Source organism: Halobacillus sp. (assembly GCF_049282395.1).
Classification (GTDB): domain Bacteria; phylum Bacillota; class Bacilli; order Bacillales; family Halobacillaceae; genus Halobacillus.
In genome coordinates this window covers 1-20,923 of record NZ_JBAPTY010000060.1, presented here as the reverse complement: position 1 = coordinate 20,923, position 20,923 = coordinate 1, and the positions used below count along the sequence as shown (strand labels likewise).

26 protein-coding genes are annotated in these 20,923 nt (G+C 39.9%); 2 read left to right on the top strand and 24 right to left on the bottom strand.

The features are described 5' to 3' along the window. Positions 1 to 44: 44 nt before the first annotated feature. Positions 45 to 512: a DUF309 domain-containing protein gene (locus WAM07_RS03155; RefSeq protein WP_422164703.1), complete on the top strand. Its 468-nt coding sequence runs from the start codon at positions 45 to 47 to the stop codon at positions 510 to 512. Positions 513 to 555: 43 nt separating this feature from the next. On the opposite strand, the gene WAM07_RS03150 is transcribed toward WAM07_RS03155, so the two are convergent. The 23 genes from WAM07_RS03150 to WAM07_RS03040 form a co-directional block, all read right to left on the bottom strand. Continuing rightward, entirely contained in the window at positions 556 to 921 is a 366-nt protein-coding gene (locus WAM07_RS03150; protein WP_422164701.1) for a GNAT family N-acetyltransferase, read from the bottom strand. Between the two features lie 273 nt (positions 922 to 1,194). Beyond that, complete coding sequence (locus tag WAM07_RS03145) at positions 1,195 to 1,647, bottom strand: site-2 protease family protein (RefSeq protein WP_422164699.1); 453 nt, start codon at positions 1,645 to 1,647, stop codon at positions 1,195 to 1,197. Between the two features lie 20 nt (positions 1,648 to 1,667). After that, positions 1,668 to 2,102 carry a peptidylprolyl isomerase gene (locus WAM07_RS03140; RefSeq protein WP_224892645.1) on the bottom strand — a complete coding sequence of 145 codons (435 nt, stop codon included), beginning with the start codon at positions 2,100 to 2,102 and terminating at the stop codon, positions 1,668 to 1,670. Positions 2,103 to 2,108: 6 nt separating this feature from the next. Continuing rightward, the gene (gene lysA / locus WAM07_RS03135) at positions 2,109 to 3,413 is read right to left on the bottom strand and encodes a diaminopimelate decarboxylase (RefSeq protein ID WP_422164697.1); all 1,305 of its coding nucleotides are present in this window, start codon (positions 3,411 to 3,413) and stop codon (positions 2,109 to 2,111) included. Positions 3,414 to 3,526: 113 nt separating this feature from the next. Beyond that, a complete protein-coding gene (locus WAM07_RS03130) occupies positions 3,527 to 4,972 on the bottom strand; it encodes a spore germination protein (protein ID WP_422164728.1) in 1,446 nt (481 codons plus the stop codon). Between the two features lie 54 nt (positions 4,973 to 5,026). Further along, a complete protein-coding gene (gene spoVAE / locus WAM07_RS03125; protein WP_422164695.1) occupies positions 5,027 to 5,377 on the bottom strand; it encodes a stage V sporulation protein AE in 351 nt (116 codons plus the stop codon). Then, the gene (gene spoVAD / locus WAM07_RS03120) at positions 5,377 to 6,390 is read right to left on the bottom strand and encodes a stage V sporulation protein AD (protein ID WP_422164693.1); all 1,014 of its coding nucleotides are present in this window, start codon (positions 6,388 to 6,390) and stop codon (positions 5,377 to 5,379) included. Before spoVAD ends, spoVAE begins: the two co-directional genes overlap by 1 nt. Positions 6,391 to 6,402: 12 nt before the next feature. After that, positions 6,403 to 6,861: a stage V sporulation protein AC gene (gene spoVAC / locus WAM07_RS03115; RefSeq protein WP_422164691.1), complete on the bottom strand. Its 459-nt coding sequence runs from the start codon at positions 6,859 to 6,861 to the stop codon at positions 6,403 to 6,405. Between the two features lie 28 nt (positions 6,862 to 6,889). Beyond that, the gene (locus tag WAM07_RS03110; protein WP_422164689.1) at positions 6,890 to 7,300 is read right to left on the bottom strand and encodes a stage V sporulation protein AB; all 411 of its coding nucleotides are present in this window, start codon (positions 7,298 to 7,300) and stop codon (positions 6,890 to 6,892) included. Further along, on the bottom strand, positions 7,287 to 7,904 hold the full coding sequence (locus tag WAM07_RS03105) for a stage V sporulation protein AA (protein ID WP_422164688.1): 618 nt from the start codon (positions 7,902 to 7,904) through the stop codon (positions 7,287 to 7,289). The genes WAM07_RS03110 and WAM07_RS03105 overlap by 14 nt, the downstream gene beginning before the upstream one ends. A 102-nt stretch (positions 7,905 to 8,006) precedes the next feature. Then, positions 8,007 to 8,753 carry an RNA polymerase sporulation sigma factor SigF gene (sigF, locus tag WAM07_RS03100; protein ID WP_422164686.1) on the bottom strand — a complete coding sequence of 249 codons (747 nt, stop codon included), beginning with the start codon at positions 8,751 to 8,753 and terminating at the stop codon, positions 8,007 to 8,009. Positions 8,754 to 8,766: 13 nt separating this feature from the next. Beyond that, entirely contained in the window at positions 8,767 to 9,207 is a 441-nt protein-coding gene (gene spoIIAB, locus WAM07_RS03095) for an anti-sigma F factor (protein ID WP_422164685.1), read from the bottom strand. After that, positions 9,192 to 9,557 carry an anti-sigma F factor antagonist gene (gene spoIIAA, locus WAM07_RS03090; RefSeq protein ID WP_422164683.1) on the bottom strand — a complete coding sequence of 122 codons (366 nt, stop codon included), beginning with the start codon at positions 9,555 to 9,557 and terminating at the stop codon, positions 9,192 to 9,194. Before spoIIAA ends, spoIIAB begins: the two co-directional genes overlap by 16 nt. Before the next feature lie 91 nt (positions 9,558 to 9,648). Next, positions 9,649 to 10,824, bottom strand: coding sequence for a D-alanyl-D-alanine carboxypeptidase family protein (locus WAM07_RS03085; protein ID WP_422164682.1), 1,176 nt, complete (start codon positions 10,822 to 10,824; stop codon positions 9,649 to 9,651). A gap of 114 nt (positions 10,825 to 10,938) precedes the next feature. Continuing rightward, the gene (locus WAM07_RS03080; RefSeq protein ID WP_422164681.1) at positions 10,939 to 11,328 is read right to left on the bottom strand and encodes an HIT family protein; all 390 of its coding nucleotides are present in this window, start codon (positions 11,326 to 11,328) and stop codon (positions 10,939 to 10,941) included. A 151-nt stretch (positions 11,329 to 11,479) separates the two neighbouring features. Next, positions 11,480 to 12,781 carry a pyrimidine-nucleoside phosphorylase gene (locus WAM07_RS03075; RefSeq protein ID WP_422164679.1) on the bottom strand — a complete coding sequence of 434 codons (1,302 nt, stop codon included), beginning with the start codon at positions 12,779 to 12,781 and terminating at the stop codon, positions 11,480 to 11,482. Positions 12,782 to 12,808: 27 nt separating this feature from the next. Beyond that, on the bottom strand, positions 12,809 to 13,630 hold the full coding sequence (locus WAM07_RS03070) for a purine-nucleoside phosphorylase (protein WP_422164677.1): 822 nt from the start codon (positions 13,628 to 13,630) through the stop codon (positions 12,809 to 12,811). 10 nt (positions 13,631 to 13,640) lie between these two features. After that, entirely contained in the window at positions 13,641 to 14,819 is a 1,179-nt protein-coding gene (gene deoB / locus WAM07_RS03065; RefSeq protein ID WP_422164675.1) for a phosphopentomutase, read from the bottom strand. Between the two features lie 95 nt (positions 14,820 to 14,914). After that, positions 14,915 to 15,802: a site-specific tyrosine recombinase XerD gene (xerD, locus tag WAM07_RS03060; RefSeq protein WP_422164674.1), complete on the bottom strand. Its 888-nt coding sequence runs from the start codon at positions 15,800 to 15,802 to the stop codon at positions 14,915 to 14,917. A 7-nt stretch (positions 15,803 to 15,809) separates the two neighbouring features. Further along, on the bottom strand, positions 15,810 to 16,028 hold the full coding sequence (locus WAM07_RS03055) for a DUF4227 family protein (protein WP_422164673.1): 219 nt from the start codon (positions 16,026 to 16,028) through the stop codon (positions 15,810 to 15,812). Between the two features lie 196 nt (positions 16,029 to 16,224). Further along, complete coding sequence (locus WAM07_RS03050) at positions 16,225 to 16,704, bottom strand: Fur family transcriptional regulator (RefSeq protein ID WP_422164671.1); 480 nt, start codon at positions 16,702 to 16,704, stop codon at positions 16,225 to 16,227. A 123-nt stretch (positions 16,705 to 16,827) separates the two neighbouring features. Then, positions 16,828 to 17,466 (bottom strand): stage II sporulation protein M, encoded by a 639-nt coding sequence (gene spoIIM, locus WAM07_RS03045; RefSeq protein WP_422164669.1) that lies wholly within the window; start codon positions 17,464 to 17,466, stop codon positions 16,828 to 16,830. Between the two features lie 227 nt (positions 17,467 to 17,693). Further along, positions 17,694 to 18,239, bottom strand: a complete 546-nt coding sequence (locus tag WAM07_RS03040; protein WP_422164668.1) for an NUDIX hydrolase — start codon at positions 18,237 to 18,239, stop codon at positions 17,694 to 17,696. Positions 18,240 to 18,344: 105 nt separating this feature from the next. Between WAM07_RS03040 and WAM07_RS03035 the strand changes: the two genes are divergently transcribed. Then, complete coding sequence (locus WAM07_RS03035; protein WP_422164666.1) at positions 18,345 to 19,256, top strand: aldo/keto reductase; 912 nt, start codon at positions 18,345 to 18,347, stop codon at positions 19,254 to 19,256. Between the two features lie 191 nt (positions 19,257 to 19,447). Here WAM07_RS03035 and WAM07_RS03030 read toward each other — a convergent pair whose 3' ends face one another. Beyond that, a complete protein-coding gene (locus tag WAM07_RS03030) occupies positions 19,448 to 20,494 on the bottom strand; it encodes a dipeptidase (RefSeq protein ID WP_422164664.1) in 1,047 nt (348 codons plus the stop codon). Positions 20,495 to 20,923: the final 429 nt, after the last annotated feature.

Sequence of the window (20,923 nt, the reverse complement as noted above, 5' to 3'; positions counted from 1 at the left end):
GTTTACAATAATTATTGAAGTGAAAATTTGCGGAGGTATCCTGTATGTACCCTGAGAAGTATATAGAGTTTTTAGCTCATTTTCATGGAACGAGAGATTATTTTGAATGCCATGAAGTGCTGGAAGAACATTGGAAATTAGTTGAACCCAAGAACCGCCTCTCTGTTTGGGTTTTACTCATACAAATTGCCGTTTGTCTATACCATTACCGAAGGGGTAATCTTCGAGGAGCACTTACCCTTATAAATAGATGCTTAGAAAAGCTTGAACCTAACTTTTATCATATCGAAAATGTAGGTATCTCTTTTTCTTTATTATCCAATAAATTAGAAGAAATGAAAACACAAATCGAGAAAGGTTATTCTTACAAGAGTATGAACCTTCCTATTAAAGATGAAAAGTTGATGGAAGAGGTTCAAATCTTATGCACAAAATGGAATGTAGCTTATGGAAGCCCGAGTAATTTACAAAATAACTATTTAATTCACAAACATAAATTAAGAAAAAAATAAAAGTGACCACAAATAAAGGAGATGTCTATGGACATCTCCTTTCCTATACTTGTGAAGAAGGTCTTTGTGTTTCACACTTTACCACAAATGACTCCGTAGCTTCATCTGCACAAATTTCGTACTGACTGCCGAAATTCTCTTGAATACGTCGGATCATTTGTCTGCCAATACCTGAGTTTCTGTGGGATGGGTTTACAGATACATGCTGAATTACCACTTTCCGACCTTCCACTCGAATTCCAATGGTCCCAAGAATATCTTCTTCTTTCCATAAGAATAAATTCCAATTTTCATTCGTCTCATATTCTTTTATGATTCCTTGAAGCATTTTCAGATCTGATACCTCAGGCATAAAGGACAAGAGACCCATTGCAATCTTTTCAAATGATTTTTTATATCGAATTAACATAGTTACCCCTCAATTATGAAAATAACTTTTCTTAATCTATTCTTTAGAACGGCGACGCTAATCCTATAAAGCTGCAAGAGTTTTCTCACCAGCAATAGCTACTGCACAATTCCAAACCAGTAGTAGATGCCCCAGGCAAATCCTAGTACAAGCAAAAAAATAAACAGTGTCCAATTCTTCTTTCTCATTCAGCTTCCCCCGGAGTGTTTGGTTTCACATACAAAATATAGAATAACAAATTCACTTGAAGATGCAACCCTTTGTAACAACCCTCTAAGACTTGGCCGACCTAAAGTATTGAAAGAAACGGTAACCATCTGATTTTATACCTTTGATATAAAAGGGAAAGCTATTCGTTATGGCAAGATATCCGTTGAACAAGCAGAAATAAAAGAATACTTCCGGCTGCTCTGTCACTGGACGCAGAAAAAGAAGAGAAGCCACCACTCCGTTTAACAGAGGGCCACCCATACTTATCCAGGCTTTCTCTTTAAACGAAAAAGATGGAGTCTTCTCATTAATTGAGTGCCCGCCGTTAAAGAAAAATAAACGAATATACACTTGCAATTTTCCAACACGGAATTTGTATATCAGCCTGCCTGCTCCTATTATAATATAGGATTTTTCAGCACGAAAAATCATGGCGAACAGTACATGACCCATCTCATGTATAAATAGACCAAGTGGAGCTATTAAGAAGAGCAGGAGAAAAACATTGAGAACCATGAATGTCTTCCTTTATTCGATTACTTGTCTTCGACTCTAACCTTGTGCATTACATCACCAGGACGAACACGGTCTACTGTATCGACACCTTCAATCACCTGTCCAAATACTGTATGACGTCCATCTAAGTGCGGTTGTGGAGAGTGGCAGACAAAGAATTGACTTCCTCCTGTATCTTTACCCGCATGAGCCATGGATAGAGTACCTCTCTTATGTTTATGAGGATTACCTTCTGTTTCACATTTGATCGTATATCCAGGGCCTCCCGTTCCATTTCCATTAGGATCTCCGCCTTGTATAACGAAATCGGGAATTACACGGTGGAAGGTCAATCCATCGTAAAATTCACTATTCGCAAGTTTTTCAAAGTTTTCTACCGTTCCAGGAGCTGCCTCATCATATAATTCTATTAGCATTTTTTCTCCATTTTCAAATTCAATTGTTGCTTGTTTCATATCTTTCTACCCCTCTCTGTGCAAATAAGATAAATCTAACCTTGTCATTTCCTGATAACTTTCTCTTCGGACAACCAACTGATGATTGCCATTCTCAACAAAAACAACAGCTGGCTTTTGAAAGCGATTGTAATTGTTTGCCATAGAATAACCATACGCTCCCGTACTAAAAACTGCAAGTAAATCCTTATGTTCGACTTTCGGAAGGTCAGTCTCCCAAATCAGCATATCTCCTGATTCACAGCATTTTCCAGCAATGGCATATTCTTGATGACTTTGTTCCTTCATTTTATTAGCTAAAACAGCTTCGTACTTAGCTTGATAAAGTGCTGGACGGATATTGTCTGTCATTCCTCCATCCACGGAAACATAAGTTCTAATTCCAGGCACATCTTTAATAGATCCAACTGTATATAAAGTAATTCCAGCTTCCCCTACAATTGCCCTGCCTGGTTCTATCCAAATTTCAGGAATAGGATAATTGTAACGGTCAGAAAGCTCCTTTACTTCCTTTATTAAGGAGTGTGCATATTGGTCCAGATCTAACGGACGGTCTTCTTCTGTATATTGAATACCAAATCCTCCCCCTAAATTTAAGACGGAAGCTTGATAGTCATACTTTTCAGACCAATCATTCAGAGCTGAAAAAAGTTTACGGGCCGCCATTTCAAATCCACTTGTTTCAAATATTTGCGAACCAATGTGGCAGTGGAGCCCCTTCATGTTTATTCGACTTGCTTCACTAACTTTTAGAAAGGCTTCTTCTGCTTGTCCACTGGACAAATCAAACCCAAATTTTGAATCCTCCTGACCAGTCAGGATGTAATCATGGGTATGGGCTTCTATTCCTGGAGTTACACGAAGCAGAACGTCCATTTCCTTTTGCTGTTCTTGTAGAATAGCATGCAGCAGTTCAATTTCATAGAAGTTATCAACCACGATACAGCCTATATGATTCTCAACCGCCATTTCCAGTTCCTGAATACTTTTATTATTTCCATGCATGTGAATCTTTTCAGCAGGAAAGCCAGACTCCAGAGCCGTATGAAGTTCTCCTTCTGATACCACATCAAGACTTAATCCTTCTTGATGAGCCACTTCAAGCATAGCGATTGATGAAAACGCCTTACTCGCATAAGCTACCTGTGCAGGTATGTCATAATCCTGAAAGGTGCTTACAAATGCCCTGGCATTTGATCGTATTTTACCCACGTCATATACATATAATGGAGTTCCATACTGATCGGCTAAGTCTTTGGCCGGAATGCCGCCGATCAGCAGCGCTCCTCGCTGATCTGTTTCGTAATTCATAAAAAACCACCGCCTTTTGTAGCTCTTAAAAAGAAAATGCTCCTTCATAAAAGGAACATCTCTCAAGTTGATTTATTTTAATTTATCACATTGATAAAGAACCGGCAATATAATTAAGACCTTTGCCTCTGATTATTCTGGGGATGAACAATGCTCGGTCTTACTTTCAATGAAGGCATAGACATCCGTAAAACAATCTGAAGAGCTGCTTTAGCGTTAAATGGAAGGAACGGCCAGAGGTAAGGCGTGTTTAGAGATTTAGTATGAGCAAGTATAACAATGTACAGAGTCATACCAATCATAAATCCTTTTATACCAAATATAGCGACAAATATGACAAGCAGGACGCGGGACATTTTATTCGCGACAGAAAGCTCGTAGCTGGGAGTAGCGTATGAGCCTATAGCACTGACAGCGACATATAAAATCACTTCGGGTACAAACATCCCGACATCAATAGCAATTTGTCCTATTAATACGGCAGCAATTAAACCCATTGCCGTGGATAAAGGCGTAGGCGTATGGATGGCTGCAATTCTGAGCATCTCGAGTCCTAAATCCGCTAATAAAATTTGTATGATTACTGGCATCGTACTTTCTTCATTAGGCCCAATAAATGATAGCTGCTCAGGTAATAAGTCCGGCTGCATAACAAATAGCATCCAAAGAGGGAGCAAAAATACAGAAGCAAATATTCCAAAAAAACGAACCCACCTTACGAACGTGCCTACAGCCGGTGATTGGCGGAATTCTTCTGCGTGCTGGACATGATGAAAATAAGTAGTTGGAGTAATGATCATGCTCGGGGACGTATCCACCATAATTACGACATGCCCTTCAAATAAGTGAGCGGCTGTAACATCTGGTCTTTCCGAGTATCTTACGAGCGGAAAAGGGTTCCACCCTTGATGAACGAGAAATTCTTCAAGCGTTTTGTCAGCCATGGATAGCCCATCAATCTTAATATTTTTTATTTCCTTCTTAATGAGCTTCACAAGTCCCGGGTCTGCTACATCCTGAATATACGACAAGCAGATATCTGTTTTTGAACGCTCTCCTACTTGCATAATTTCATGCCTCAAACGTTCGTCACGAATTCGCCTTCTAGTTAGTGCGGTATTTTCAATAATATTCTCTGTATAACCATCCCTCGACCCGCGAATAACTTTCTCCGTGTCGGGTTCCTCTGGTGTTCTTCCAGGATACGATCGAACATCTACGATGAAAGCTTCTGTTTCGCCTTGTACGAAGATTACAATTAATCCTGATAATAATTGAGTTATACATTTTTCAATTGAAGAAACCACTTCAACTTGCTGGTGTGGGATCTCATCTTTGATATGCTGAAAAACCGAGCGCTTCTCTCTGTCACTTTCAAATTCATTCATTTCAAACAGCTGTCTCATCAGTTCCACAATAATAGGCGTTTCACATAATCCGGTAACGTAGTAAAGATTAATTTCATGGTTTAGCAGGTATAACGTTCGGAAACCTATATCAAATGATTGATCGACACCCACTCGTTCATTCATTACTTTACGATTTTGTTCTAGTTTCATTACAATTGGTGTTTTACCCGGCTCGCTCAAAGATGTCACCTCCCTAATTAATTTCTATCCTTTCGGTTTAAAAATGACAGCTACGATAAAACCGAATAATATAGCTGAGGCTATACCTGCTGAGGTTAACTCAAAAATCCCAATAGCTATGCCCATAATGCCGTGTTCATCCGCTTGTTCCATAGCTCCATGTAAAAGGGAATGACCGAAACTTGTAATTGGTACCGTGGCGCCGGCCCCAGCAAATTCAATCAAATTATCATATAAGTCAAACGCATCGAGCACGGCACCGGCTACAACGAAAGATGACATGACGTGAGCAGGAGTTAATTTCGCGAAGTCAAGTAACAGCTGCCCAATCACACAGATTCCTCCCCCTACTACAAAGGCCCATAAAAAATTCATTAAGAGGTTTCTCCTTTCGTTAAAACTACAGCATGAGCGATACCAGGGATGGATTCTTTCTGTTGTATCATCATTGGACTCATTAAAGCTCCAGTCGCAACGACCAATATCCGCTGATAAGTACCCAGCTTTAAATCATCCAGTAATTTCCCATAAGTAACGACGGCCGAGCAAGCACATCCGCTCCCTCCGCTGAACACGGGCTGATCACTATGATAAACCATTAAACCGCAATCCTTATGAACAGGTGTAATGTCATATCCATCCTGTTTCATTAAATCACGTAGAATCGGTGTTCCTATTGAAGATAGATCCCCAGTAGCAATGACATCATAATCTTCTGGGACTCTTCCCATATCTTCCAGATGCGTTTTAATTGTATCCCACGCAGCGGGAGCCATAGCAGAGCCCATATCAAATGGATCTTTAATTTTGTAATCCATGACTTTACCAATAGTAGCTGCTTCAATTTTCACGCGAGAGGGCGCCGTGGATACTAACGCTGCTCCACTTCCTGTTACCGTAAAGGTAGCCGTCTTAGGTTTTTGTCCTCCATATTCAGTTGGATACCTAAACTGTCTTTCTGCCGTAGCATTATGTGAGCTTACTGCCACCAATGCCTGTTTTGAGTAACCAGATTCTACTAATGCTGCTGCTGTAGCTAAGGTTTCCATGCTGGTAGAACAGGCACCGAACATACCAATCAGAGGGATGCCTAATTGTCTGGCAACATAGTTGCCCGTAACGTTTTGATTCAATAAATCTCCTGCTAAAAATAAATCCACACTTGATTCATCTGCTCCTGCTTTTTGAAGACAGGAATGGACAGCATCTATCATCAACCGACGCTCCGCCAGCTCCCAGTTGTCTTCTCCGCAGTGAAGATCATCATGGACACGATCAAAAGTGCTGCTGAGTGGTCCCTGTCCTTCTAGAGGACCTACTGCGGTACCTGAAGACTGGATATAAACTGGATTAGTAAAAGACCATGATTGCACGCCCGTTTTTCCCATAGTGTATTCCTCCTAAAAAATAAGCGACCAAAGATAACGTAAAATGCCTAGCACATAAGCAGCTACTACTCCAAACACAATGACAGATCCCGCCAGTTTAAATAAGTTTGTGGCTACACCTAGAACCAGCCCCTCACTCTTATGCTCAAGCGCTGCAGATGTAATTGAATTAGCAAATCCGGTCACTGGAACAGCCGTTCCCGCCCCTGCAAACTGTCCCAGTTTATCGTAAACTCCGAAACCTGTAGCCAGTGCAGACAAAAGAATTAACGTAGCTACAGTCGGGTTGCCCGCATCCTTTTCAGAGTAATCAAACCAATGAACGTACATTTCTGTCAGCAATTCTCCCAGCACACATATGAGACCCCCGACAATAAACGCCTTAATTACATTCAGTACATAAGGAGGTTTAGGTTGATAAGCTTTACTCGCCTTCTCATAATTCTGTTCGTTAAGTTTTTGTTTGTCCAAAGCATATACCTCCTTATTTTATAAGTGGTTATCGAACAAAAATCAGCCACTGAAAAAGTGATCCGGCAATTTTACCTAGAACGAGAGCCATAAGCAGAGTAAACAAGAAACCATCTACACCAACTCTTTTAAATAAAAGTGGAAATACATTCAATACTTCTGTTAATGCAGCTGCCAGCATTCCAATAAAGATTCCGTGAAAAAGCCCCCATATGACGAGACCAATAATAGAGACTTGTATGGGGCCATCGCCAAACGATAAGTATATTCCAAAGAATACTCCCAGAATTACCGCTGTCTCATACAGGCGCAGCTTAGATTCTGAGTGGCTAAGCTGCATTAATCGAGGTACAATCCCTAATACAGTTAAAAAAGCAACGAAACCAGTCCCCACAGCTATACCTGAGGCAAGTCCGATAAGTGCTTCAATGATCTGCATCCTGTTTTTCCACCTTATTTTCTTTTACAGCTACGTACCGATCTAAATCTTGCTGATAATTGAAGATTTCTACTTCCATAGGACTGGGTTCTTCGTTAAAACGTTTCTGAAACCAATGATTAAAGAAGAGGATCATCCCTATTCCAAGTCCCAGAGAATAAGGAACTTGAATCCATAACGGGTGTTCTTTCTCTTCTCCAGTCAGCATGAAATGAAGTTTTTGCTGTACGGATTCCATGCTTACGTCATAATGAAAGTTCATAATGGCCATAGCCGCTCCGATAAAAAGAAGCAGCCAAATTCCTGAAATCAGTAAAAGAGAAGGCTGCTTTTTATGCTTTTCAATATGAACCACACATTGGCTCGGACCGAGCAGTTCTACTTCTACCTGGGGAAACTTAGAAAGAACTTGTTCAATAATCATGAAGCCATCAATAACTACTATGTTTTGGTCATCGGCTTTTACCTTGTGAACAACCGTATTTGGTAACACAGTCTCATAACGTCTGGATCCAGTAATACGGGCTATATCTCCTAATCGTATCGTCGATAAAGGGGCTGTATTAATCGATTGTTTGATACGGATATAAACAGGAGTCGTCATAATTTCGCCTCCCTGTCTTTGGCTTACGCTTATTATGTGTGCGATTGGAAAAAAACATACAATTGCACACAATAAAAAAACTGCGCTCTTATTGAACGCAGTTTAACTCGTATCATTCATAGTCTGTTTCATATCAGCCAATATTTTTTTCTCAAGCCTTGAAACCTGCACTTGGGAAATACCTAAGCGTTCGGCTACTTCCGTCTGGGTTTGATCTTTATAGTAACGCAAGTAGATAATCAGACGTTCCCTTTTTTCAAGCCTGCTTAATACATCCTGCAAGGTAATTTGATCGAACCAGTTATCTTCCTCTTCTGCGATTTGATCTACAAGCGTGATGGGATCTCCTTCATTTTCATAAACCGTTTCATATATAGATTGTGGAGATCGCCCAACTTCCTCCGCCTGGACGATTTCCTCTCTCGTCATTCCTAGAGCTTCAGCCAATTCATTCACCGTAGGGGATCGTCCGTAAATCTTCATTAATTCCTCTTTTTTCCCTCTGACTTTATGGTTCAATTCTTTCAAACTCCGGCTGACCTTAACGGTACCGTCATCACGGATAAATCGTTGAATTTCTCCAATAATCATAGGAACAGCATATGTTGAAAAACGAACATCATAACTCAGGTCAAATTTATCAATTGATTTGAGCAAGCCTATACAGCCAATTTGGTAAAGATCGTCCTGATCATATCCCCTGCGTAAGTAACGCTGCACCACCGACCATACCAATCGGGTGTTTTTTTCTACTAAAAAATCCCGTGCATCCTGGTCACCTGCTTGACTTCTTCGAATCAGTTCTTTGACATTATGATCAGATAAGCGTTCTTTTGTAGTATCACTCATAGTAGCATCCGCCTCAATTGCATAAAGCTCTAGTTGACGTGAGCTGCTTCATCATACGGATTGTTGTCCCAATATTCGGTTCAGAAGTGACATCCACCTTATCCATGAAATTTTCCATAATTGTAAATCCCATACCGGAACGTTCCCACTCAGGTTTTGAAGTAAAGAGAGGCTCTTTAGCTTCTTCAATGTCGCTTATTCCTTTGCCTTCGTCTTTTATAATAATTTCAATTTGTTCGCCATCAATTGCACATGAAAGCATAACTTTCTGATGCGGATTTTCCTCATATCCATGAATAATCGCATTTGTGACAGCTTCAGAAACAACTGTCTTAATATCCGTAAGCTCTTCCATTGTAGGATTCATCTGACTGATAAATGCCGCTACCGCCACGCGCGCAAGTGATTCATTTTCACTTACACTCAAGAATTCGAGTGTCATTTCATTTCGCATGAAGCCACCCCCAATAGTTCAAGAGCATACGATTCGCTACCAACCAGCCTCATAATCTTAAACATCCCTGATAAATCAAATAACCGCCTGACTTCTGGAGATATAGAACAAATAATCATTTCATTACCTGAAGCTTGAACCTCTTTATATCGTCCAAGCATAACCCCAAGGCCGGAACTATCCATGAAGTTAAGTTTTTCTAAATTAACAACTACATGGTCTACATCGTTCTGCTGCAGCTGGTCCCGCCAGGACTCGCGGAGTTTACTTGTCTCATGGTGATCAAGTTCTCCCTCCAAGCGAACTACCAAAACGTTTTCTTTAGTCACAAATTCTACGCGAAGACTCAATTGGTTTCCTCCTCTAACTTATAAGAGTCCTTAAGTCTTTCGTAAAATCTGCTGCTTATTCCTGCTTAAAAACAATACTAGTGGCAAAAAGCTAAAACCTCTGAAAGCTCGTCAAATTCCTCCAGGAACGCTCCCATAAGTTGATAAAGCTTGCTTTCTCTACTTTCTCCTTTGTTTCCAGACGAACTTTGGCTACTTCTTTTCCATCTTTCTCAACGATGACCCATCCCATATGGTCTCCTCTGGAAAGAGGGAGTTCCTTTTGTTCCACCAGTTTTATTTTAGTGTCATAAGCCTGTTCTTTCTGGGATTTTTTCTTGAGAATAACAACATCTTTTTCAGGAGAAAGTTTAATCTTTTCAGGTTGTCCTCTAGTGAGCTTCATGGTTTTTAACGTATCTTTCTTATCATATAACTTGACTCCTTCATACTGCCCAAAACCATAATCAAGGAGGCTTGTGATATCTGAATTACGATCTTTAGGTGTCTCCGCCCCCATTACGACCGCAATCATGTGCATATCATCCCGTTTAGCTGAAGCGGTTAGACAATATTTTGCTTCAGAAGTGTAACCCGTCTTTAAACCATCCATACCAGGATAGGATTTTATTAACTTATTTGTCGTGACCAGCCAGAATTCGTTATCCTTGCCTTTACGTAAATAATCATCATAGATACTTGTATATTGAGTGACTTCATCGTGTAGTAAGAGTTCACGAGCCATTACAGCCATATCATGGGCTGTACTATAATGTCCTTTTGCCGGCAGCCCGGTAGGGTTTTCAAAATGTGTGTTTTTCAGACCTAAATCTTGTGCTTTTTTATTCATTTGATTAACAAACTCTTTCTCCGAACCCGCGATCCGCTCCGCCATGGCTACACTTGCATCGTTACCAGAAGCTACAGCTATTCCCTTTAACAAGTCCTGAACAGTCATCTCTTCACCAGCTTCTAGAAAAATTTGTGATCCTCCCATTGAAGCCGCATGTTCACTGATTCTTACTTTTTCATCCAGAGTAATACTCTCTTTTTCCAATGCTTCCATTATAAGCAAAAGGGTCATTACCTTTGTCATACTTGCAGGAGGAAGTTCCTGATGAGCATCTTTTTCATAGAGCATCATTCCACTATTTTTTTCTAACAATATGGCTGATTTAGCAGAATCCACCAGATCAGGTGCAGATTTTTCTTCTGCTTTTATGGATGCTGGCTGTAAAACGCTTAAAGTTACCATTAAAATAAGGATGGAACCGATGAGTTTTTGCATACAATTGACCTCCAATTTCTGTAAGTGCTTCTATTTTTCCCTTTATATGGTTTTCTATACAGCGTTATAGGAAAAGAAAAACAAGGCGCAGAATAAGACTCTACACCTTGTTTTTTAACGTTTTATTCTTCTATTTGATTCCTGTTTCAGCCAATGACGAATGCCCCTGCCTGCATATGGTTCATCTTGAAACCTGGGTATAATGTGCATATGGGCGTGAAATATATGCTGACCTCCAGTTTCAAGACAGTTATAGCCTATATTATAACCATCTGGACTAAATTCTTCATCGAGCCAATTCTTTACCTCAAGCATTAAATCATGCGTATCTTCCCACTCCTCCTGATTCAAATCAAATACCGTTTCTTTATGATTTTTAGGAACAATTAATCCCGATCCCTTCAAAATTTTTTGTTCCTTCTGCAGAAATAAACAATTCTTATTCTCCATAATTACCTGTTGGGATGAATCTAGTTCAGGATAACAAAAAATACAAGATTTCAAACTTCTGCCCCCTTTATGGCCCCAAACGTCAAGGTTTGTTTATTAAATATAATTCGTTGAATGTGGTTAATTTAATAAAAAAGTTCTCCACTATTAAAGAATAGCGAAGAACTCTGTTTCAAGATATTGTGACTTATAAATCTCAAAAATTTTATTTAATCACTGTATAAATGAGCGTAGGTTTTTCTACTTTCTCATCGGCAATAGAATAAGCGTCTAATACTTTAGTAATGGATGCTTGAGGCTCTTCATCATCGCTGTGCAGAAAAACTAGAGATTCTCCTTCTTCCACCCAATCTCCTATTTTTTTGTTCAAAGTAATGCCGACGCCGTGATTAATCTCATCATCTTTGGTAGCGCGTCCAGCACCCAAGTACATAGCTGCAATTCCGATGGACTCTGCATCAATAGCAGCTATGTAGCCGCTCTTCTCCGCTTTCACATCGATTTTGTACTTGGCTTTAGGGAGGTTGTCTAAGTTATCAATCATCGATACATCACCATTTTGCGCTTCCACCAAATCCCTCAAACTTTGAAATGCCTTTCCATTTTCCAAATTCTTCGCCAAAGCCTCATAAGCTTCTTCATAGGAACTAAATACTTCCGCAAGTACGGTCATATGAGATGCAAGTTCTAAAGATAGCTCTCTTAAATCCTCTACATTCTTTCCTTGCAGAATTTCAGAAGCTTCTTTAATTTCGTTGGCATTTCCTACTTCAAACCCAAGTGGCTGATTCATATCGCTAATTACCGCAACCGTTTGACGTCCAAGATTGTTACCGATATTCACCATTTCCTGAGCTAAATTTTTTGAATCTTCCAGGGTTTTCATAAAAGCACCAGACCCCGTTTTAACATCTAACACTATCCCATCTGCACCAGAAGCCAGTTTCTTACTCATAATGGACCCGGCTATGAGAGGCAGTGAATCGACAGTTCCTGTTACATCCCGCAATGCGTATAACTTCTTATCGGCAGGTGCCAGATTTCCTGTCTGTCCAGCTACTGCCAGTTTATGAGTATTCACATTATGGATGAACTGTTCTTTTGTCATTTCAATTTCCAGACCCTTAATTGATTCCAGTTTATCTAAAGTTCCACCCGTGTGACCCAGGCCTCGCCCGGACATTTTTGCGACTGGTACCCCAACAGAAGCAACTAATGGACCTACAATGAAGGTAACTTTATCGCCTACACCGCCTGTTGAGTGTTTATCCACTTTATGTCCTTTGATAGCAGAAAGATCAATTGTCTCACCGGAGTCCACCATAGCTTGTGTCAATATAGCTGTTTCTTCCTGAGTCATCCCTTGAAAATAAATAGCCATCGTTAGTGCCGAGGCCTGATAATCAGGTATATCACCTTTGGTATACCCATCTACAAAGAAGTAGATTTCCTCTTTCGTTAGTTCGCCGCCATCTCTTTTTTTAACAATGATATCGTACATTCTCATTTAACTCACCCTTTACTATTTATGCCCTCAGGCTGGTAATGACTTTAATAGTTCCTTAACAAATCCCAGGAAGTCCTCTCTCACTTGAGAGGTGGTTTCAATAACTTCATCGTGAGTCAAGGGCTGATCCAATATTCCGGCAGCCATATTGGAAATACAAGAGATGCCCAGAACGCGAATTCCTGCGTGACTAGCTGTAATAACTTCAGGGACAGTAGACATACCTACAGCGTCTCCACCTAATACACGAAGCATTCGAACCTCTGCACCTGTTTCATAAGCTGGGCCTGTGTTGCCTACGTAAACACCTTCCTGCACATTTAGTTCAAGTCTTTCAGCACTTTGTCTGGCATGCGCGATCAAATCACGATCATAGGCTTCTGACATATCCGGGAATCGTGGTCCTCTTTCATCATCATTCGGACCGATTAGAGGGCTGTCACCCATATTGTTAATATGATCCGTAATAATCATCAGATTACCAGGATTAAAGGATTCATTAATCCCCCCAGCCGCATTCGTTACAAACAAGGTATCAATGCCGAGTTCTTTCATTACCCGGACAGGGAACGTAACCTGTTGCATATTGTAGCCCTCGTAATAATGGAAGCGGCCTTGCATAGCAATGACTTGTCTTCCCTCCAACTCCCCGATAACCAATTGTCCCTTATGTCCTGACACGGTTGATTCAGGAAAATGAGGAATATCTTTATAAAGGATCGTTGTGGGGTTTTGAATTTCATCAGCCAGCACCCCTAAACCCGAACCGAGAATTAATCCTACGGTTGGCTGAACATTTAATTGTTTCGTTATAAATTCTGAAGCTTCTTCTACATGTAAGTGATACATAATGGCCCTCCTATTTAATATCGTTTAAAAAACTAGTCCCATGTTCAGGCAATTTAATTGAAAAGTTGTCAGATATTGTGGCCCCTATATCAGCAAAAGTCTGACGCTGCTCTAACTCTTTCCCACCTTCAATTCCATTATGATAAACAATTAATGGTACAAGTTCTCTAGTATGATCCGTACCATGATGAACAGGGTCATTGCCATGGTCTGCGGTTATTATTAATAGATCATCCTCATTTAATAAATCCAGGACTTCCGGGAGACGTTCGTCATAAGCCTCAAGGGCTTCACCATATCCTTCTGGGTCGCGGCGATGACCAAATTTCGCATCAAAATCTACAAGGTTTAAAAAGCTCATGCCTTTAAAGTCTTGTTGCATGGATTGAACAAGTTTGTCCATTCCATCCATATTGTCATTCGTACGAATCGCTTCTGTAACCCCTTCCCCGTCATAAATGTCGGAAATTTTACCGATAGCAATTACATCTAGTTCTTCGTCTTTCATTTCGTTCATAACTGTCCTGCCAAAAGGTTTTAAAGCATAATCATGACGATTGGAAGTACGTTCAAAAGACCCTGGTTCTCCCACAAACGGCCGCGCAATTACCCGTCCAACCATATATTTCTCATCTAGTGTCAATTCACGGCAAAGTTCACAGATCTCATAAAGCTCTTCAGGCGGGACCACATCTTCATGAGCAGCAATTTGAAGCACAGAATCGGCAGAAGTGTAAATAATTAAATCACCGGTATTCATGTGATGCTCTCCCAGTTCTTTAATGATTTCTGTGCCGGATGCCGGTTTGTTTCCTACAATGCCTCGTCCTGTTCTTTCTTTTATTTCATTCAAAAGTTCGTCCGGAAATCCATCAGGAAATGTACGGAAAGGCTGATCAATATATAACCCCATAATCTCCCAATGACCAGTCATCGTATCCTTACCATTAGATGCTTCTCTCATGGTTGTATAATGAGCTTTAGGCTGTTTGGACGGCTCGATCCCCTGAATTTCTCTGATATTACTCAACCCAAGCGAACCCATATTCGGCATATTCAATCCATTCATACGTTCCGCTATGTGCCCCAACGTATGAGCTCCTTTATCATCAAATTGTTCTGCGTCCGGAGCTTCTCCAATTCCTACAGAATCCATAACTACTAAAAATACTCTTTTAAATGGTTTCATTAACGATCCCTCCTATATTTTACTTTCCCATAAGTTTATTATTTTACGCTAACCTCTAAAGATGTAGGATGTCAGACAACTAAAAACAAAAAAGTTTATGCTCGAGGATGATACGAGCGATAAACATCTTTTAATCGTGTTTTAGTTACGTGTGTATAAACTTGAGTGGTAGAAATATCAGCATGACCCAACATTTCCTGTACAGCCCGTAAGTCCGCTCCATTTTCTAATAAATGTGTAGCAAATGAATGCCTCAAAGTATGAGGAGTAAGTTCTTTCATAATTCCAGCATCGCGGGCAACCGCTTTCAATATTTTCCAAAAACCTTGGCGTGACAGATTATTTCCGTGATGATTCACAAATAATTCTTCTGTCTTTTTATTTTTGACCAACGTCCCCCGACCTTGTTCCAGATAGGTCTGTACAGCTTCCTTAGCCAAATCTCCTAGAGGAATAATTCTTTCCTTAGACCCTTTACCTAAACAGCGTACAAATCCCATCGTAAGATGGAGATCACTTACTTTTAAAGAAACAAGTTCTGTGACACGAAGCCCTGTGGCATAAAGCATTTCCAGCATGGCTTTATTTCTTAAAGATAGTGGATCCTTCGTTTGCACATTAAGGAGTTTGTCCACCTCTTCAGATGAAAGTACTTTTGGCAGCTTCCGTTCTTTTTTCGGGGTTTCTATATGGAGACTTGGATCTTCATTTGTCACTTTTTCCCTTATTAAAAATTGATGATAGAGACGAATGGAAGACAGCAGCCTGGCCACTGTAGCAGAAGAACGCCCTTTATCATTCAAATCATGCAGATACCTCATTATATGCGATCTTGTTACTTGATCCCAGTTTGAGAGATTTAACTCCTGTTGTAGAAACTGCTGGTATTGCGTTAGATCACGCTTATAAGATTGGATGGTATTCGATGATAGGCCTCGCTCAACTGTTAAATAATGAAAAAAATCTTCTAACGCGTAATCCATGACCCATCTACTCTCCTAATTGAAAGAATATCGACAGTCGATCCGGCCAGTCAGGTTCCAGCGACTTGTACACCTTTACTGCCGCGCCACTCGGCGGATCATATCGATGTTGCCTTTCATACTCTTCATGTACAAGACGAAGTGCCATATAAAAAACACAAGTACATAAAGTAAACACAATAAGAACTTTAACTAATTCCTGTATATTTTGACGCAAATGAACCATCCCGATACCCCTTTTCTAGAGCCTTTATGTAAAAGGATATGCCCAGATGAACGTCAAATATACATGATTGTTCTACCTACGATAAACCTACACGATTTCTGCCAGTTTGTAAATAGATCGAGACGTATCCCGTCTGTAGAAAATAAAAGTCTTCCAAAATAAAAAAGCCACTATGTAATTTCATAGCGGCAGTTTATTAATTCTCTTCGTTTCCCTCTGATGCCGAGGCGGCTACGGCTTGTTTCTGGCAGATGCGGCAGATGCCGTGAAACGTTAAACGATGATCTTTAACCTGGAATCCCCATTGTCCTTCTACAAGCTTTTCAACGTCCCCTAATAAATCTTCCTCGATTTCCTCTACCGATCCACACTCTATGCAAACTAAGTGGTGATGAAAGTGCTCCGCCCCTTCTTTTCGCAGGTCATAGCGGGAAACTCCATCTCCAAAGTTTATTTTATCGACAACTTTCAATTCGGATAACAATTCCAGCGTACGATATACAGTAGCCAGACCGATTTCGGGTGCTTTCTCTTTTACGAGGAGGTAGACATCTTCGGCACTTAAATGATCTTCTTCATTTTCTAAAAGCACTCGAACAGTAGCTTCCCTTTGAGGTGTTAACTTATAACTCTGGGAATGCAATTGTTTCTTAATTCTCTCAATACGATGCTCCATATCGTTCGTCCCTCCCTCGTAATCAATTTAATTATAAGCAGAGTCAGAACGAGTGTCAAATTAAAATAATTTTAATCTATGTTTTATAATCATTCTAAACTGAATATGATTATCACTGTTAAATTAATGATAAATCCACTTCACCACGTAGTCAAGAATGGTATTAGAAAAAAATACTTCAATGGTAGAAGCAACGATCAGTATAAGCATTAACGCCCCAAAAAAAGCGCTGTAGCGAACAAATCCTTTAAGGATGGGCTGATGCACTCTTCTTATAAACAGCTGTTTACAAAGCGTCAAAGAGAAAATCAGGGCCAGGGATCCAGCTATTAAGTAGACAGGTATGATAAGTAAATTCTGAGGAGCAATAGCTGCTGAGGAAATCAAAAGACCATACCAGCCCATCTGATTTACTAGAAACCCTACAGAAAACCCCACAACAAGTCCTTTAATAAATAATAGAACAGTAATAATAGGCATGCCAATAACTGAAATACCTAATAAAAACAGTAGAAGCATATATTTTAAATGGTAAAGGATACTGTCCTTCCAAAGAGTAGCTTTTGAGGTTCCATTCATGGAAATGTTTTGTTCAAAGAATTGTTTTAAGTAAAAAAAGAGATCCTGCTTTTGAACAAAATTCATGCTGTTAACGATTACAGCTCCGAATATAATCCCCATAATAAATAAGACGAATATAAAAACAAAAATATTTACATGGCTTTGTATCTCTTTTCCTGCCACCCGCATACTATTCTGCATGGAATCTCCATCCTTTCTCATAACCGGTCTATGACCAATCTATGAAGGAAAAGATAAAAGTAGACCATTATTCCATGTATTTAAGATCAACACTTAGATCCTGCTTGTCTAATCGAACATTCTCTAGTAAATGTTCATAGACTTCACAAAGGAAAGCTAGTAGTAACTGATCTTTGAACAGTCCTCTATTGACTCAGTCATGTATCTAAACCCAAGGATTAAAAGGTTTACTCTGAAACTCTAAGCTTCCAGTACAAAAGAGCATAGGCGGTTTTAGCATCCTGGATCCGTTGATTTTTTTCTAATTCTTCAGCTTCCCCCAGCGTTAACTCCATAAGTTCTACGAATTCATCCTCATCGCCATCTGGACGCTGGTCCAGGACTTTAACTTGATCAGTGAAATAAATATGGACAATCTCATCAGCAAAACCGGGAGATGTATAAAAAGAGGTAACCCATTCCAAAGAATCTGTAGTGTAACCTGTTTCTTCCTCTAATTCTCTAAGCGCACAAGTCACAGCTTCTTCACCAGGCTCAAGTTTACCAGCAGGGATTTCAACCAGGCTTTTTTCCATCGGTTTTCTGTACTGCTCCACGCATATTAATTTACCTTCATCTGTAAGAGCAATAACAGCTACAGCTCCTGGATGCTTAATCAACTCTCGTTTAGAAGTATTTCCATCGGGTAAAGTAACACTGTCAATATTTAATTGCACAATCTTGCCCGTATAGATCGTTTCTGTATGGTAAGTTTTTTCTTCAAACCTCTTCACAGTCTCTCATCCTCTCCATTAATCTATGGATAGTTTATCATATGTGGAAGGGAGACACCGAAGATTCCGTATGCACTTAATGGGAAAATAAGAAAGGATGATAATATGAAGAAACGCCAAATTGGGAAATCGGACTTATATGTATCCGAAATCAGCTTAGGATGCATGTCTTTAGGTACTGAGGAAAAGAAAGCAAAATCTATTATAGACAGGGCAATAGACGCTGGAGTAAATTACTTAGATACAGCTGATCTTTATGATTTTGGTGCCAATGAGCAAATAGTTGGCAAAGCGATCCAGGGACGCAGGGAAGATCTTATTATCGGATCTAAGGCAGGAAATAACTTCACCCCAGGACAGGAAGGCTGGACATGGGATCCGTCAAAAAAACATATTAAACGTGCTGTAAAAGACAGCTTACAACGCCTCGGAACTGACTATATTGATCTTTATCAGCTTCATGGCGGTACAATTGATGATCCTATGGACGAAACGATCGAAGCCTTTGATGAACTTAAACAAGATGGACTTATTCGTGAATATGGAATATCTTCTATTCGTCCGAATGTTATACGTGAATATGTTAATAGATCAAATATCTCCAGTGTCATGATGCAGTATAATGCTCTTGATCGAAGGCCAGAAGAAGAGATTCTGGACTTACTTTCTGAAAATGATATTAGTGTACTTGCCAGAGGGCCGCTGGCCAAAGGAATGCTTTCATCAAAAGGACACCAAAAAGCCGAAGATGGTTTTTTAGAATATAGTCAGGAGGAAATCCTTGCACTTACTGAAAAATGGCAGGATTATGGCAGTGACGCAAGAACACCAACCGCACTTGCCCTGCAATATGTCCTTCACCACCCTGCCGTAGCTACAGCCGTATTTGGAGCTAGTTCGGTTGAACAGGTAGAGGATAACTTAAGCTATTTGGAAGCTGACCCGCTTACGGAACAAATATTCAGCGAAATCCAAACCATGACCAGGCCAATTACCTACCAGAAGCACCGCTCTTAAGTATAAAAGTATTGAAAATAATCAATAGCCTGACGGAGACTTTCTTACCGGTCTGCTATTATTAATAGAAGTTAGAATTTTTTTCTGTGAATATGTGAACGGTAACATGCTTACAATTTTCTGGAGAAAATACAAGAAACGCTTAGAGCCTGCAGCTCTAAGCGTTTCACTTGTCTAACGACTCTGTATAATTAAATCCCTGTTTCTTTAAGAACCCTTAGCCAATTTAAGTGGGTTAATTTAGCAATATCTGCTTCCGTCCAGCTTTCACTGAGAAGCTGATCCAATAGCTTAGGCACTCCCGTCACGTCTTTGATTACGTCCGGAATCGTACAGCCGTCAAAATCAGAACCTAGTGCTATATGTTCAACGCCAATACGATCTGCAATATAATGGATATGATCTGTAATGGCTTCTAATGGGGCGCTCAGGTCCATTCTTCCATCAGTCCTTAACATATTCGCACAGAAAGTTACTCCGACCACTCCATTAGATTCTTTAATGGCATCCAGCTGTTTGTCTTTTAAGTTTCTTGTAATAGGACAGAGTTTATGAGCATTAGAGTGGGTGGCTACCAGTGGCTGTGTGGATAAGCGTGCTGTATCCCAGAATCCTTTTTCATTCATATGGGATAAGTCAATCATTACTCCCAGCTCATTGCAGAGTCTTATAAGCTGCTTTCCTTTTTCGGTAAGCCCAGGTCCTGTATCAGGGCTAGCCGGGAAATGATAAGGAACGCCTTCTCCAAAGTTATTTGCCCGGCTCCAAACCGGCCCCAGAGACCGCAAGCCTGCTTGGTGATACACATAAAGAGAATTAAAGTCCAAATCAATCGCTTCTGCCCCTTCCATATGTATAATTCCACCGATCACATTCTTGTTCAGACAATCGCGCATCTCTTTTTCACTGCGTACAATTATGAATTGCTGCTGTGAATCTTTCTCGAGTTTAAGCATTTTTGCTAATACCTTGTTGGTATGTGATTGAGCATAAGAAGAATTAATTGGATCCGGTAAAGGCATGTGGTAACCTTTCTCCGTTATAAATTCGCTGATTGGTGGAGGGCTTACCGGGTTTGGAGTAAATATTGCAAAAAAACCTCCGTAGAATCCACTCTTTTTAGCTCTTATCAAATCTAAATGGCCCGTATCAGATTCTTTTAAGAAATCAAAATCACTAGTTTCATCCATATAATTTAACAACGTATCGTTATGACCATCAATCACTTGGTAACTCATTAACCTTTCACCCCTTTTACGATAATTTCCACGTCTCCCTCCAATATCCCTTCTATCCTTCTTAGTATTCAAAAAATAAATTACATAAAGTTAAATAAACCGTTTGACAAATCCTATATCTATATTACAAGATTCACTATTATTTTCAGTCCTTATGCCTTTCATATGACAGTAAGTTGCTAAATCACTTATTAAAGAATCTCAAACATCGAACATTGTAGAAATTTTTGTTGTTTATATTGGATGAAAAGACGGTATATGCTAAGTACAAGTTGAACTGATCCATTAGCCATGACTCATACTTAAATTTTTCCTAGGAGGAGAAGAGAATGAAAATCAATGCAGGTCTCTGGTGCAAACTGACGTTTAAAGACAAAATGATCTTGTTGAAAACCATCAGTCAACAATCTCTTGGTAAAAAAGCAGCCT

Bases quoted from the DNA above. Each gene is read 5' to 3' on its own strand.
- sigF (WP_422164686.1), bottom strand. From the start codon at position 8,753: ATGAGTGATACTACAAAAGAACGCTTATCTGATCATAATGTCAAAGAA.
- spoIIM (WP_422164669.1), bottom strand. From the start codon at position 17,466: ATGCAGAATAGTATGCGGGTGGCAGGAAAAGAGATACAAAGCCATGTA.
- WAM07_RS03150 (WP_422164701.1), bottom strand. From the start codon at position 921: ATGTTAATTCGATATAAAAAATCATTTGAAAAGATTGCAATGGGTCTC.
- WAM07_RS03055 (WP_422164673.1), bottom strand. From the start codon at position 16,028: ATGGTTCATTTGCGTCAAAATATACAGGAATTAGTTAAAGTTCTTATT.
- spoIIAB (WP_422164685.1), bottom strand. From the start codon at position 9,207: ATGCGAAATGAAATGACACTCGAATTCTTGAGTGTAAGTGAAAATGAA.
- xerD (WP_422164674.1), bottom strand. From the start codon at position 15,802: ATGGATTACGCGTTAGAAGATTTTTTTCATTATTTAACAGTTGAGCGA.
- WAM07_RS03130 (WP_422164728.1), bottom strand. From the start codon at position 4,972: ATGAAACTAGAACAAAATCGTAAAGTAATGAATGAACGAGTGGGTGTC.
- WAM07_RS03155 (WP_422164703.1), top strand. From the start codon at position 45: ATGTACCCTGAGAAGTATATAGAGTTTTTAGCTCATTTTCATGGAACG.
- lysA (WP_422164697.1), bottom strand. From the start codon at position 3,413: ATGAATTACGAAACAGATCAGCGAGGAGCGCTGCTGATCGGCGGCATT.
- WAM07_RS03075 (WP_422164679.1), bottom strand. From the start codon at position 12,781: ATGAGAATGTACGATATCATTGTTAAAAAAAGAGATGGCGGCGAACTA.
- spoVAE (WP_422164695.1), bottom strand. From the start codon at position 5,377: ATGAATTTTTTATGGGCCTTTGTAGTAGGGGGAGGAATCTGTGTGATT.
- WAM07_RS03085 (WP_422164682.1), bottom strand. From the start codon at position 10,824: ATGCAAAAACTCATCGGTTCCATCCTTATTTTAATGGTAACTTTAAGC.
- spoVAD (WP_422164693.1), bottom strand. From the start codon at position 6,390: ATGGGAAAAACGGGCGTGCAATCATGGTCTTTTACTAATCCAGTTTAT.
- WAM07_RS03035 (WP_422164666.1), top strand. From the start codon at position 18,345: ATGAAGAAACGCCAAATTGGGAAATCGGACTTATATGTATCCGAAATC.
- WAM07_RS03050 (WP_422164671.1), bottom strand. From the start codon at position 16,704: ATGGAGCATCGTATTGAGAGAATTAAGAAACAATTGCATTCCCAGAGT.
- WAM07_RS03030 (WP_422164664.1), bottom strand. From the start codon at position 20,494: ATGAGTTACCAAGTGATTGATGGTCATAACGATACGTTGTTAAATTAT.
- WAM07_RS03140 (WP_224892645.1), bottom strand. From the start codon at position 2,102: ATGAAACAAGCAACAATTGAATTTGAAAATGGAGAAAAAATGCTAATA.
- WAM07_RS03110 (WP_422164689.1), bottom strand. From the start codon at position 7,300: ATGCAGATCATTGAAGCACTTATCGGACTTGCCTCAGGTATAGCTGTG.
- WAM07_RS03070 (WP_422164677.1), bottom strand. From the start codon at position 13,630: ATGTATCACTTACATGTAGAAGAAGCTTCAGAATTTATAACGAAACAA.
- deoB (WP_422164675.1), bottom strand. From the start codon at position 14,819: ATGAAACCATTTAAAAGAGTATTTTTAGTAGTTATGGATTCTGTAGGA.
- WAM07_RS03105 (WP_422164688.1), bottom strand. From the start codon at position 7,904: ATGACGACTCCTGTTTATATCCGTATCAAACAATCGATTAATACAGCC.
- WAM07_RS03145 (WP_422164699.1), bottom strand. From the start codon at position 1,647: ATGGTTCTCAATGTTTTTCTCCTGCTCTTCTTAATAGCTCCACTTGGT.